The organism is Streptomyces sp. NPDC019224, assembly GCF_040632605.1.
Classification (GTDB): Bacteria; Actinomycetota; Actinomycetes; order Streptomycetales; family Streptomycetaceae; genus Streptomyces.
Genome location: NZ_JBEYCF010000001.1, coordinates 80,264 through 92,294, shown reverse-complemented (window position 1 = coordinate 92,294; position 12,031 = coordinate 80,264). Strand labels below are relative to the sequence as shown.

The following is a 12,031-nucleotide window of genomic DNA, read 5'->3' as shown; positions in this document are numbered from 1 at the left end:
GTCGCCACGCGACACAAGCGGGGCCCCGGCAGTGCCGGGGCCCCGCTTGTACGTTCAGGCAAGCGCTCGTTCGGTGAATTCGGCTGCCTGGTCCGAGATCCTTGCGGCAGGATCTTGGAGTGACTCCTCCCCCTGCGAAGGGGGTTTCTCGTATGCGCACGCAGGCCATACGACGGACAAGCCCTGCCCGCGGCCTCTCGGCACAGTGCGGAGCGCGACAGCTACAGAAGGTGATCGGGCATGGATCGTGACGTCCGGCTGCTGCCCAAGGCCCACCTGCACCTGCACTTCACCGGGTCGATGCGGCCCACGACGCTGCTGGAGCTCGCCGACAAGTACGGCGTGCGGCTGCCCGAGGCCCTGACCGGCGGCGAGCCGCCCCAGCTGCGTGCCACGGACGAACGGGGCTGGTTCCGCTTCCAGCGGCTCTACGACATCGCCCGGTCCTGTCTGCGGTCCCCCGAGGACATCCAGCGCCTGGTGCGCGAGGCCGCCCAGGAGGACGTGGCGGACGGGTGCGGCTGGCTGGAGATCCAGGTCGACCCCACCTCGTACGCGCCTCTGCTCGGCGGGCTGATTCCGGCGATCGAGATCATCCTGGACGCGGTGGACGCCGCCTCGCGCGGGACCGGGCTGCCGATCCGGGTGGTGATCGCGGCGAACCGGATGAAGCACCCGCTGGACGCCAGGACCCTCGCGCGGCTCGCCGTACGGTACGCGGACCGGGGCGTCGTCGGCTTCGGGCTGTCCAACGACGAGCGGCGCGGCATGGCCCGTGACTTCGACCGGGCCTTCGCGATCGCCCGGGAGGGCGGTCTGCTGGCCGCTCCGCACGGGGGCGAGCTCTCGGGCCCGGCCAGCGTGCGGGACTGCCTGGACGACCTCTACGCGGCCCGGGTGGGGCACGGTGTGCGGGCGGCCGAGGACCCCCGGCTGCTGCGCAGGCTGGCGGAGGCCGGGGTGACCTGCGAGGTGTGCCCCGCGTCGAACGTGGCGCTCGGCGTCTACGAGAAGCCCGCCGACGTACCCCTGCGGACCCTGTTCGACGCGGGCGTGCCGATGGCGCTCGGCGCGGACGACCCGCTGCTGTTCGGCTCCCGGCTGGCCGCGCAGTACGACCTGGTGCGCCGCCACCACGCGTTCACGGACGAGGAGCTGGCCGAGCTGGCCCGTCAGTCGGTGCGGGGTTCCTCGGCGCCCGAGCCGGTGCGGGCGGAGCTGCTGGCGGGGGTCGACGCCTGGCTGGCGGAGCCGGTGGCCTGAGGCGCGGGTCCGGCTACGTCCCCAGGCCCTGCAGGAGGGTCCTGGCCAGGGACGCGGCGAAGTCGTCCAGGGACTGGGGCGGCTCGCCGGTGGCGGTGGCGTGGTAGGCGAACGCGCGCTGGGCGCAGGCCCCCAGGAGCAGCGAGGCGGCCGCGTAGGTGTCGGCACCCGGCCGGACGCGGCCGGCGGTCTGTTCGGCCCGCAGGTAGTCGGACACGCCGCGGATCGGCAGGTGGGGGCCGCGGCCCAGCTCGCGCATGGCCGCGTCGTGGCGCTCCTTGAGCCTCGGTTCGGCGTACAGCGAAGCGGCGATCGGGAAGCTCTGCTCGTAGAACAGGGCGGCCTGGCGTGCGATGACGGTGAGGTTCTCCTCGACCGAACGGACGCCCGCGCCGGGGCCGGGGAGGAGCTTGTACAGATCGATCTTGGGCAGCCGCTCCTGGAGGACCACCACGAACAACTCCTCCTTGCTGAGGAAGTGCTTGTAGAGCGCGGCCTCCGAGCAGCCGGCCGCCCTGGCGATCTCCTTGGTGGTGGTCCGGGCCAGGCCCTTGGTGAGCATGAGCTCGTGGGCGGCGTCGATGAGGCGGACGCGGGCCGGCTTCTGCTCCATGGGCACTCCGATAAGGCTTGACGGGTGGGTGAGTACCCACCCACCCTAGGGGTGAGTGAATACTTACCCACCTGGGGAGGGGTGTGCCATGAAGCTCACGGTGTTCGGTGCGACGGGCGGTATCGGCCAGGAGATCGTCCGCCAGGCGGTGGCCGCGGGGCACGAGGTGACGGCGGTGGTCCGCGATCCCGCCCGGCTCGCCGTCCCGCTCCCGGACGTCACGGTGCACACCGCCGCCCGGGTCGACGACCCGGAGGCGCTGCGCGGGGCGGTGGCCGGCCGGGACGCGGTCCTCTCCGGCCTCGGCCCGCGGGGCCGGAAGGCTGACGGGATCGCCGAGCGGCTGACCCGCGCCGTGCTGACGGCCATGGAGGCGGAGGGCACCCGGCGGCTGCTGGTGGTCAGCGCCGCCCCGGTCGCCCCGGCGCCCGCCGACGAGCCGCTGCTGGACCGGATGATGCTCTCGGTGATCGGCGCGGTCCTCAAGGAGGTGTACGCGGATCTCACCGCGATGGAGGCGGCGCTCGCGGCGTCGGCCACGGACTGGACGTCGGTACGCCCGCCGAAGCTCACGAACGGGCCGCTGACGGGCACCTACCGGACGGTGGTGGGCGGTAATCCGCGCAGCGGCCGGTCCATCTCCCGGGCCGACGTGGCGCACGCGATGCTGGCGCTGACCGACGACCCGGCGGCGGTGAGGCAGGGCGTGGGCGTGGCGTACTGAGCGGGCCCCGCCCCCGCGGGAACTACAGGCTCACGCCCACGGTCACCGGTTCGTTGACGAGGGTGACGCCGAAGGCCGCGTGCACCCCGGCGACGACCTCGCGGGCGAGGGCGAGCAGGTCCTCCGTGGTCGCCGCGCCCCGGTTGGTGAGGGCGAGCGTGTGCTTGGTGGAGATGCGGGCGGGTCCGGTGCCGTAGCCCTTGGTGAAGCCGGCCCGGTCGATGAGCCAGGCCGCGGAGGTCTTGGTGCGTCCCTCGCCGGCGGGGAAGGCGGGGGGCGCGGCCTCGGGGCCGAGCCGGTCCGCGACCCGGGCCAGGAACGCGTCGAACTCGGCCTGTTCCAGGATCGGGTTGGTGAAGAAGGACCCGGCCGACCAGGTGTCGTGGTCCTCGGGGTCCAGGACCATGCCCTTGCCGGCGCGCAGCCGGAGCACGGTTTCGCGGGCGGCTGCCGCGGGAACGCGTTCCCCCTCCTCGACGCCCATGGCCCGCGCGGTCTCGGGGTACTTCAGGGGCGCCGAGAGTCCGCCGGACTCCTCCAGGCCGAAGCGGACGCGCAGCACCACGTACCGGTCGGGTTCGGCCTTGAAGCGGCTGTGCCGGTAGGAGAACGCGCACTCGGAGTTGGGCAGGACGACCGTTTCCCGGGTGCGGCGGTCGTAGGCGACGACCTCCGTGATGGTGGAGGACACCTCCTGTCCGTACGCGCCGACGTTCTGGATCGGGGTGGCGCCCGCCGAGCCGGGGATACCTGCCAGGCATTCCAGGCCCGCGAGGCCGGCCTCCACCGTGCGGGCGACGGCGTCGGTCCAGACCTCGCCCGCGGCCAGTTCCAGGGCGCCGCCGTCCAGCACGAAGCCCTTGGTGGCGATGCGCAGGGCGGTGCCCTCGAAGCCCTTGTCCCCGATGACCAGGTTGCTGCCGCCGCCGATGACCAGGAGCGGGGTGCCGCTGTCGTCGGCCTCGCGCACGGCCCGGACCACCTCGGCGTCCGTGGTGGCGGTGAGGAGGCGGGTGGCGGGGCCGCCGAGCCGGAAGGTGGTCAGGGGGGCGAGGGGAGCGTCGTGAAGTTCCTGCACGGGGACAAGAGTACGGTCCGTGGCCCCGCCGCTGGGCGGGGCCACGGACCGTATCGCGGGCACGGAACGCGTCAGGCGGGTACGGAGACCTGCTCCGCGGCCTGCGCCGTCTCCTGGGCGGGCCCGGGCGCTCCGGCGGCGCGGCGGCCGGGGATCATCAGGGCGACGAGCGCGGCCAGGGCGACGACTGCGGAGCCGATCCAGACCGCCGGCACGGTGCCGTCCGTGAAGGACTGCGCGGAGCCGAGGCCGCCCTGTGAGGCGAAGACGGTGGTGAGCACGGCGACCCCGAGGGCGCCGCCGACCTCGCGCAGGGCGTTGTTGGCGCCGGACGCGATGCCCTGCTCCCCGGGGCGGACGCTGGACATCACCAGGCCGGCGGCCGGTGCGAAGTACAGGGCCATCCCGATGCCGCCGACGATCAGGCCGGGCAGCTGCGAGACGTAGGAGGCGTCCGGGGCGATGGCCAGGGCGAACAGGGCGAGTCCGGCCGCCTGGAGGGCGAGACCCGTGACGACCACCGGACGGCCGCCGAACCGGTCGGAGAGCATCCCGGCGATGGGTGCGACGAGCATCGGCATCCCGGTCCAGGGCAGCATCCGCAGCCCGGCCTCGGTGGGCGAGTAGCCGAGGACGCCCTGGAGGTACTGGCTGAGCAGGAAGATCGAGCCGAACATCCCGAGGTACATCAGCATGCTGGAGATGTTGATCCCGAAGAAGCCGCGGTCCCGGAAGAGGCGCATGGGCAGCATGGGCTTCCGGCCGCGGAAGCCGTGGCGGACGAAGGCGCCGATGAGCGCGGTGCCGGCGAGGAGCGAGGTCAGGACGGTCGGGCTGGTCCAGCCTTCGGCGTTGGCGTTGACGAGGCCGTAGACGAGGCCGAAGAGGCCGCCGCTGACCAGGAGGGTGCCGGGGATGTCGAGCCGGGCCCCGGGGGCGTACGACTCCGCGAGGCGGAAGCGGGCGAGGGGCAGCAGGAGCAGGCCGACCGGCACGTTGAGCCAGAAGATCCACTGCCAGGAGATGTGCTCGGTGAGGCTGCCGCCGATCAGGGGCCCGCCGGCCACGGCGAGGCCGGTCGCGGCGCTGAAGATGCCGAGCGCCATGCCGCGGCGGGCCGGTTCCACGGCGGCCGTGAGCAGGGTGAGCGTGAGCGGCATCATGATCGCGGCGCCGACGCCCTGGACCGCGCGGAAGGCGATCAGCTCGTTGATGCCGGGCGAGAGGGCGGCCGCGGCGGACGCGCCGGTGAAGACGGTGAGCCCGGCGAGGAAGAGCCGGCGGCGGCCGAAGCGGTCACCGAGGGCGGCGCCGAACATCAGCAGGACGGCGAAGGTGAGCGTGTAGGCGTTGACCGTCCACTCCAGCTCCTCCATCTCTCCGCCGAGGCTCTCGCGGATGGACGGCAGGGCGGTGGTGACGACGAGGTTGTCGAGGGCCGCCATGAAACCGGCGACGCTGGTGATGACGAGGGCCCAGGCCGCTCCCGCGCGGCCGGTCGTTCGCTGATTCACTTTTCCCCCTGAGGGTTAGTTATTGATTACTAACTTTTCTGGGCAGAAAACCGGGCCGGGCCCGGGTGGGACGTTTCAGTCGACCGGCTGAGCGGAGGCGTAGAACCCGGACCACATCCGGTGTCCGGCCGGAAAGCCGAGCGAGGTCAGCGTGTTGGCGAGCATGCCGTACGCGAGGAAGGTGGTGGCGCCGTCCACCTCGGCGCCGAGCGCGAGGTTGACGGAGTCGAACAGCTCCAGCCAGGCGGCCCGCACCGACTCGCCGAAAGCGTGATCACCGGCCGCCTCCGCGGCGGCGACGGCCGCGTAGACCTGCATCTGCATCAGCAGCTTGTCGGGGTCGTCGGCGATCAGCCGCTGGTAGGCCCTGGCCATGGAGTGGAGCACCTCTTCGCCCTCCAGCCCCTCGGCGGCCTCCTCGAAGACCCGCCGGGTGTCCGCCAGGCAGCGCCCCGCCGCCGCGAGGAACATCGCCTGCTTGCTGGGGAAGAGGCGGAAGAGGTACGGCTGCGAGACACCCACACGCCTGGCGATCACCTCGGTGGAGGTGGCGCTGTACCCACCGCGGGCGAACTCGGTGATCGCCGCGCGGATGACGCTCTCGCGTCGCTCCTCTGCACTCATCCTTGCCATGCCGTTAAGTTAGTACTCAATCACTAACTTCGTCAAGCAGGACACGGGGAGGAGTTGCGGGGGGCTACGGGTGAGGGGCACGGCCCCCTGGACCGTGCCCCTCACCTCGGCTGTCCGCGCCGGTTTCAGGCGAGCTGCACCACGGCCCGGGACATGCCCAGGACCTTCTTGCCGTCACTCATGACCGTCAGGTCGACCCGCACCCGCCGGTCGTCCAGCAGGGCGGCCACCTTGCCGCTGACCTCGATCTGCGCACCCTTGTCGTCGTCGGGGACCACGACGGGCTTCGTGAAGCGCACGCCGTACTCGACGATCACGCCCGGATCACCGGCCCAGTCCGTGACCACCCGGATCGCCTCGGCCATCGTGAACATGCCGTGCGCGATCACATCGGGCAGCCCGACCTCGCGCGCGAAGCGCTCGTTCCAGTGGATCGGGTTGAAGTCGCCCGAGGCACCCGCGTACTGCACGAGCGTCGCCCGGGTGACCTGGAAGGACCGCGCCGGCAGCTCCGTACCGACCTCGACCGCCTCGTAACTCACCTTCGCCGTCATCACGCCTCCTCGGCGGCGCGCGCCACCAGCTTCGTCCAGGCGGTCACGACCAGCTCACCGGACTCGTCGTGGACCTCGCCGCGGACGTCCAGGATGTCGTTGCCCGCCATCGACTTCACGGCCTCGATCGTCGAGGTGACCGACAGCCGGTCCCCCGCGCGCACCGGGCGGACGTAGACGAACTTCTGGTCGCCGTGCACCACCCGGCTGTAGTCCAGGCCCAGCTGGGGGTCCTCGATGACCTGACCGGCGGCCTTGAAGGTGATCGAGAACACAAAGGTCGGCGGCGCGATCACGTCGTCGTGGCCGAGCGCCCGGGCGGCCTCGGGATCGGTGTACGCGGGGTGGGCGTCGCCCACGGCCTCGGCGAACTCGCGGATCTTCTCCCGTCCGACCTCGTACGGCGCGGTGGGCGGATAGGTCCGTCCCACGAAGGACTGGTCGAGCGCCATGAACTCGCAACCTCCTGATGAAAGAACGACTGGGCCGGCCTGTGACGGCATCCGGCCCCATTCAACGGCAAACCCGCACAACGACACGAGGCCGCCCCCCGGAGGGGACGGCCTCGTGTACGAGCCTGATTCAGCGCGTTTCGCGGTGCGCAGTGTGCGAGTTGCAGCGCGGGCAGTGCTTCTTCATCTCAAGACGGTCCGGGTTGTTACGCCGGTTCTTCTTGGTGATGTAGTTCCGCTCCTTGCACTCCACGCAGGCCAGCGTGATCTTCGGGCGGACGTCGGTGGCAGCCACGTGAGTGCTCCTTGGACGGACGATGGACGGATGAACGCAGAAAAGAGTAGCCGATCGAAGGACCGACCCCACAATCGGCTACTTTTAGTAGCGGTGACCGGACTTGAACCGGTGACACAGCGATTATGAGCCGCTTGCTCTACCGACTGAGCTACACCGCTTTGATGACGAGGCCCCCCGCCGAAGCGGGGTTTCCCGATCACCAGAGCCCCAATGCGGAATCGAACCGCAGACCTTCTCCTTACCATGGAGACGCTCTACCGACTGAGCTATTGGGGCGAGCGAGGAAGACATTACACGCTCAGTCGCCGATCGCCCAAATCCGTTTCCCGGCCACCGGCCGACCCCGCCCCGTACCCGGCTCCGGACCCCCTCACACCGCTGATCAGCAAGGCCTCACCGGTACGACTATTGCGCTCCTCCTCGAACCGGGCCGGGCACACCCCTAGGCTCTACTCACTCTGCGTGATCTTGACCCCTTCCCAGGAGCGCGATGCCCGACAGCCAGCCGTGGCAGCCCGACGACCACGCGGCCGAGACCGCAGGCGGCCCGGAGAGTTCCGCACTGACCCTCTGCGGCGCCCGCCTCGCCGACGGCCGCGTCGTGGACGTACGGGTCTGCGGCGGCCGTATCGAGGCCGTCGGCACCGCGGGCAGCCTCACCGCCCCCGGCGCCCGGCTCGACCTCCGCGGCCACCTGCTGCTCCCCGCGCCCGCCGAACCGCACGCCCACAGCGACACCGCCCTCACCGCCGACGGTGCCGGCCCCGCCTCCCAGCACCCCGAGGACGTCCAGCGGCGCGCCACGGAGGCCGCGCTGCTCCAGCTCGGCCACGGGGCGACGGCCCTGCGCTCACACGTACGGATCGGCGACATACAGGGCCTGGCGGCGCTCGAGGCCGTCCTGCAGGCCCGGCGCTCCTTGCGCGGCCTGGCCGAGCTGACTCCGGTCGCCGTCCCCCGGCTGCTCACCGGCGTGGCCGGGGCGGGCAACCTGGCCATGCTCCGCGACGCCGTGAAGATGGGCGCCGGCGCGGTCGGCGGCTGCCCGGACCTCGACCCGGACCCGTCCGGATACGTCGAAGCCGTCCTGGAGATCGCCGCCGAGCACGGCTGCCCCGTGGACCTGCACACGGACGGTGACGACCCCGCCCGGCTGGCCCGGTTCGCCGCCCTGGCCGGCGGTCTGCGCCAGGAGGTCACCATCGGCCCCTGTGCCGGCCTCTCCCGCCTCCCCGACGACGCGGCGGCCCGGATCGCGGGCCGGCTGGCCGCGGCCGGCGTGAGCGTGACCTGCCTCCCCCAGGGCCCCTGCTGCGGCGCGGAACACCGGGGCGCCGCCCCCGTACGGCTGCTGCGCGACGCCGGCGTCCGGGTCGCGGCCGGCGGCGGGGCCCTGCGCGACCCGGCCAACCCGGTGGGGCGCGGCGACCCGCTGGAGGCCGCCTTCCTGCTGGTCTCGCACGGCGGACTGCGCCCCGCGGACGCCTACGCGGCGATCTCCGCCGAGGCCCGGCACGTCATGGGGCTCCCCGAGGTCCGTGTCGAGGCGGGCTTCCCCGCCGAACTGCTCGCCGTACGCGGAGAAGGGCTCGCCGGGGCGCTGTCGCTGGCGTACAGCCGGATCGTGGTGCACCGGGGCCGGGTGGTCGCCCGCACCAGCGCGGTGCGCGAGTACTGCGGCGCGGAGGCCGGCGGGCCCGGGCTGCCCCGCCAGGGACGGCCGGAATCCACCGGCGGGCCGTGAGCGTCGCGGCGCGCTCCGGCGTACCGTCGATTGCATGCGCATTGTCATCGCAGGTGGACATGGTCAGATCGCGCTGCGGCTGGAGCGGCTGCTCGCTGCACGCGGGGATGAGGCGGCCGGCATCATCCGCAATCCCGGACAGAGCGAGGACCTGAGGGCGGCGGGCGCCGAACCGGTGGTGCTGGACCTGGAATCGGCCACGGTCGAGGAGGTCGCCGAGGTACTGCGCGGCGCCGACGCGGCGGTCTTCGCGGCCGGTGCGGGCCCCGACAGCGGTACGGCCCGCAAGGACACCGTGGACCGGGGTGCGGCCGTGCTGTTCGCGGATGCGGCGGAACGGGCGGGGGTGCGGCGCTACGTGGTGGTCTCGGCCATGGGCGCCGACCCGGACCACCCCGGGGACGAGGTGTTCGACGTGTATCTGCGGGCGAAGGGGGCGGCGGACGCGGACGTGCGGTCCAGGTCCGGACTCGACTGGACGATCCTGCGGCCCGGGATGCTCACCAACGACGCGGGCACCGGCCAGGTCCTGCTCGCCGCGTCGACGGGCCGGGGCCCGGTGCCGCGCGACGACGTGGCGGCGGCGCTCGTGGAGCTGCTGGACACCCCGGCCACGGCGGGCCTGACCCTCGAGCTGATCTCGGGCAACGTGCCGCTGGCGGTCGCGGTGAAGGACATCGCCGGGAACTGACCCGGACAACGAAGAAGGCCCCCGTCCGGAGGACGGGGGCCTTGCTCGTGGCGGCGCCAGGGTTCGAACCTGGGTAGGCTGAGCCGGCAGATTTACAGTCTGCTCCCTTTGGCCACTCGGGCACACCGCCAAGGGATGCCGCCTTCGAGTCCCGCTTTCCCGCGGTGCTCTCTGGCAACGACGTAAACAATACCTGATGACCGAGGGTGCTACGCCACCGGATTGTTCGGAGGCCCGCACGGCCCCGGGTGGCTAGGCTTTGCCGGGCGGCAGGGCCCGCGCGTCACGCGGCCGCTGCGCCAGGCACTTCCTTTCCAGCACCCCCGATCCAAGGAGCCACACGTCATGGCCGACTCCAGTTTCGACATCGTCTCGAAGGTCGAGCGGCAGGAGGTCGACAACGCCCTCAACCAGGCCGCCAAGGAGATCTCCACCCGCTACGACTTCAAGGGCACGGACGCGTCGATCGCGTGGTCCGGCGAGAAGATCCTGATGCAGGCGAACGGCGAGGAGCGGGTCAAGGCCATCCTCGACATCTTCCAGTCCAAGCTGATCAAGCGCGGGATCTCGCTGAAGTCGCTGGACGCCGGTGAGCCGCAGCTGTCCGGCAAGGAGTACAAGCTGTTCGCCTCGATCCAGGAGGGCATCTCCCAGGAGAACGCCAAGAAGGTCGCGAAGATCATCCGCGACGAGGGCCCCAAGGGCGTCAAGGCCCAGGTCCAGGGCGAGGAGCTGCGGGTCACCTCGAAGAGCCGGGACGACCTGCAGGCCGTACAGGCCCTGCTGAAGGCCCAGGACTTCGACTTCGACGTCCAGTTCGCGAACTACCGCTAGAACACTGCGGTCCGGGCGCGGAGCGCTTCGTTCCGCACCCGGACTGCATGTCCGGATACCGCCGGTCGCGCGGGTTCGGGCGCAGCAGACTGGTCCGTGGCGGTCGGCGTTCCGGCCGGTCGCGCGGACGAGGAGAGGGACCAGCCATGACCATGTACGCGACGGTCGACAGCCCGCTGGGTGAACTGCTGCTGGTCGGGGAGGAGGTCCCCGGCACGGCGGACATCGCGCTCGCCTCGCTCTCCCTGCCCGGCCAGAAGGGCGCCGCGGTGGTCCAGGAGGGCTGGGTGCACGCGCCTTCGGCTTTCGCGGGGGCGGCCGCTCAGCTGCGGGAGTACTTCGAGGGGCGCAGGACGCGCTTCGAGCTGGTGTACGCGGAGGGCCGGGGCACGGAGTTCCAGCGGCGGGTCTGGGCGGCGCTGGACGCCGTTCCGTACGGGGAGACGGTCTCCTACGGGCAGATCGCCGGGCGGGTCGGCGCGAGCGGGGCCGGGGTGCGGGCCGTGGGCACGGCGATCGGGCGCAACCCGCTGCTGGTCGTGCGGCCGTGCCACCGGGTGATCGGCGCGGACGGCGCGCTGCGCGGGTACGCGGGCGGGCTGGAGCGCAAGGAGCGGCTGCTGGGGCTCGAAGGCGCCCTGGCCGCGCGCTGATGGACGGGCTCTTCCCCCGGCCGCGCACGGTCGTGGCACCGGGGGCGGTACATGTGCCCGACTGGCTGCCGCCGGAGCGGCAGCGGGAGTTGGTGGCAGCGTGCCGCGCGTGGGCGCGGGGGCCCGTACCGCTGCGGCACACGGCGTTGCCGGGCGGGGGCGTGATGTCGGTGCGGACGGTGTGCCTGGGGTGGCACTGGCAGCCGTACCGCTACTCGCGTACGGCGGACGACGTGAACGGCGCGCCGGTGGCCCCCTTCCCGGGGTGGCTGGCGGAGTTGGGGCGGGCGGCGGTGGCGGAGGCGTACGGATCCGAGGGCGGCGCGGAGGCGTACGAACCGGATGCCGCGCTGGTCAACTTCTACGACGGCACGGCCCGGATGGGCATGCACCGGGACAACGAGGAGCGGTCCGGGGCGCCCGTGGTGTCGCTCAGCATCGGCGACACGTGTGTCTTCCGCTTCGGCAACGCGGAGGGCCGGGGCAGGCCCTGGACGGACGTGGAGCTGGCGTCCGGGGACCTGTTCGTGTTCGGCGGGCCGTCGCGCCGGGCGTTCCACGGGGTGCCGTCGGTCCGGCCCGGCACCGCCCCTCCCGGGACGGGGATGAGCGGCGGCCGGCTCAATGTGACGTTGCGTGAGACGGGGTTGGGGGCCGGGCGTCAGTGACGTTCGCGGGAGTCGCCGAAGAGCAGCCGGTAGGCGATCAGCAGGACCAGTGAGCCGCCGATGGCCGCGACCCAGGTCGACGGGTCGAAGAAGTCCTTGGTGATCTCGCGGTCCAGGAAGCGCGACGATATCCAGCCGCCGAGGAAGGCGCCGACGATGCCTATGAGGGTCGTGCCCACCAGGCCGCCGGGGTCGCGCCCCGGCAGCAGGATCTTGGCGATGACGCCGGCGACGAGCCCGAGAATGATCCAGCCGATAATGGTCATGCGTGCGAACCTACCCGTCCCTCTGTCCTGGAATCCAAGACGTCCG

15 protein-coding genes and 3 tRNA genes are annotated in these 12,031 nt (G+C 72.2%); 7 read left to right on the top strand and 11 right to left on the bottom strand.

Features of this window, described 5'->3' with window-relative positions:
* The first annotated feature begins 240 nt into the window (after window positions 1–240).
* Window positions 241–1,263, top strand: coding sequence for an adenosine deaminase (locus ABZ564_RS00450; RefSeq protein WP_360847140.1), 1,023 nt, complete (start codon window positions 241–243; stop codon window positions 1,261–1,263).
* A 13-nt stretch (window positions 1,264–1,276) separates the two neighbouring features.
* On the opposite strand, the gene ABZ564_RS00445 is transcribed toward ABZ564_RS00450, so the two are convergent.
* Window positions 1,277–1,876 (bottom strand): helix-turn-helix domain-containing protein, encoded by a 600-nt coding sequence (locus ABZ564_RS00445; RefSeq protein ID WP_360847137.1) that lies wholly within the window; start codon window positions 1,874–1,876, stop codon window positions 1,277–1,279.
* An 88-nt stretch (window positions 1,877–1,964) separates the two neighbouring features.
* Here ABZ564_RS00445 and ABZ564_RS00440 point away from each other — a divergent pair, with 88 nt between their 5' ends.
* The gene (locus ABZ564_RS00440) at window positions 1,965–2,600 is read left to right on the top strand and encodes an NAD(P)H-binding protein (RefSeq protein WP_360847134.1); all 636 of its coding nucleotides are present in this window, start codon (window positions 1,965–1,967) and stop codon (window positions 2,598–2,600) included.
* A 22-nt stretch (window positions 2,601–2,622) separates the two neighbouring features.
* Here the strand turns inward: ABZ564_RS00440 and ABZ564_RS00435 are convergent, their stop codons facing one another.
* The 8 genes from ABZ564_RS00435 to ABZ564_RS00400 form a co-directional block, all read right to left on the bottom strand.
* Window positions 2,623–3,678 carry a UDP-N-acetylmuramate dehydrogenase gene (locus ABZ564_RS00435; protein WP_360847131.1) on the bottom strand — a complete coding sequence of 352 codons (1,056 nt, stop codon included), beginning with the start codon at window positions 3,676–3,678 and terminating at the stop codon, window positions 2,623–2,625.
* A 71-nt stretch (window positions 3,679–3,749) separates the two neighbouring features.
* Window positions 3,750–5,192, bottom strand: a complete 1,443-nt coding sequence (locus ABZ564_RS00430; protein WP_360847128.1) for a DHA2 family efflux MFS transporter permease subunit — start codon at window positions 5,190–5,192, stop codon at window positions 3,750–3,752.
* Between the two features lie 75 nt (window positions 5,193–5,267).
* On the bottom strand, window positions 5,268–5,816 hold the full coding sequence (locus ABZ564_RS00425; protein ID WP_360847664.1) for a helix-turn-helix domain-containing protein: 549 nt from the start codon (window positions 5,814–5,816) through the stop codon (window positions 5,268–5,270).
* Between the two features lie 134 nt (window positions 5,817–5,950).
* Window positions 5,951–6,379, bottom strand: coding sequence for a MaoC family dehydratase (locus ABZ564_RS00420; RefSeq protein WP_360847125.1), 429 nt, complete (start codon window positions 6,377–6,379; stop codon window positions 5,951–5,953).
* Window positions 6,379–6,831 carry a MaoC family dehydratase N-terminal domain-containing protein gene (locus tag ABZ564_RS00415; protein WP_360847122.1) on the bottom strand — a complete coding sequence of 151 codons (453 nt, stop codon included), beginning with the start codon at window positions 6,829–6,831 and terminating at the stop codon, window positions 6,379–6,381. Before ABZ564_RS00415 ends, ABZ564_RS00420 begins: the two co-directional genes overlap by 1 nt.
* Window positions 6,832–6,961: 130 nt before the next feature.
* The gene (rpmG, locus tag ABZ564_RS00410) at window positions 6,962–7,126 is read right to left on the bottom strand and encodes a 50S ribosomal protein L33 (protein ID WP_003956487.1); all 165 of its coding nucleotides are present in this window, start codon (window positions 7,124–7,126) and stop codon (window positions 6,962–6,964) included.
* An 88-nt stretch (window positions 7,127–7,214) separates the two neighbouring features.
* Window positions 7,215–7,287 (bottom strand) — tRNA-Met (locus ABZ564_RS00405).
* A gap of 45 nt (window positions 7,288–7,332) precedes the next feature.
* Window positions 7,333–7,405, bottom strand: a tRNA-Thr gene (locus ABZ564_RS00400).
* A gap of 214 nt (window positions 7,406–7,619) precedes the next feature.
* On the opposite strand from ABZ564_RS00400, the gene ABZ564_RS00395 reads away from it, so the two are divergent.
* Together ABZ564_RS00395 and ABZ564_RS00390 are read left to right on the top strand one after the other, a co-directional pair.
* Window positions 7,620–8,873 (top strand): amidohydrolase family protein, encoded by a 1,254-nt coding sequence (locus ABZ564_RS00395; RefSeq protein WP_360847119.1) that lies wholly within the window; start codon window positions 7,620–7,622, stop codon window positions 8,871–8,873.
* Window positions 8,874–8,907: 34 nt separating this feature from the next.
* A complete protein-coding gene (locus tag ABZ564_RS00390) occupies window positions 8,908–9,564 on the top strand; it encodes an SDR family oxidoreductase (protein ID WP_360847116.1) in 657 nt (218 codons plus the stop codon).
* A 48-nt stretch (window positions 9,565–9,612) separates the two neighbouring features.
* Here the strand turns inward: ABZ564_RS00390 and ABZ564_RS00385 are convergent.
* Window positions 9,613–9,694, bottom strand: a tRNA-Tyr gene (locus tag ABZ564_RS00385).
* 215 nt (window positions 9,695–9,909) lie between these two features.
* On the opposite strand from ABZ564_RS00385, the gene ABZ564_RS00380 reads away from it, so the two are divergent.
* From ABZ564_RS00380 to ABZ564_RS00370, 3 genes are all read left to right on the top strand, one after another.
* Entirely contained in the window at window positions 9,910–10,398 is a 489-nt protein-coding gene (locus ABZ564_RS00380) for a YajQ family cyclic di-GMP-binding protein (protein WP_018519335.1), read from the top strand.
* Between the two features lie 146 nt (window positions 10,399–10,544).
* Entirely contained in the window at window positions 10,545–11,051 is a 507-nt protein-coding gene (locus tag ABZ564_RS00375) for a methylated-DNA--[protein]-cysteine S-methyltransferase (protein WP_360847113.1), read from the top strand.
* Window positions 11,051–11,719, top strand: coding sequence for an alpha-ketoglutarate-dependent dioxygenase AlkB (locus ABZ564_RS00370; protein WP_360847110.1), 669 nt, complete (start codon window positions 11,051–11,053; stop codon window positions 11,717–11,719). Before ABZ564_RS00375 ends, ABZ564_RS00370 begins: the two co-directional genes overlap by 1 nt.
* On the opposite strand, the gene ABZ564_RS00365 is transcribed toward ABZ564_RS00370, so the two are convergent.
* Window positions 11,713–11,985 (bottom strand): GlsB/YeaQ/YmgE family stress response membrane protein, encoded by a 273-nt coding sequence (locus ABZ564_RS00365; protein ID WP_360847107.1) that lies wholly within the window; start codon window positions 11,983–11,985, stop codon window positions 11,713–11,715. The two genes, ABZ564_RS00370 and ABZ564_RS00365, sit on opposite strands and share 7 nt — an antisense overlap.
* Window positions 11,986–12,031: the final 46 nt, after the last annotated feature.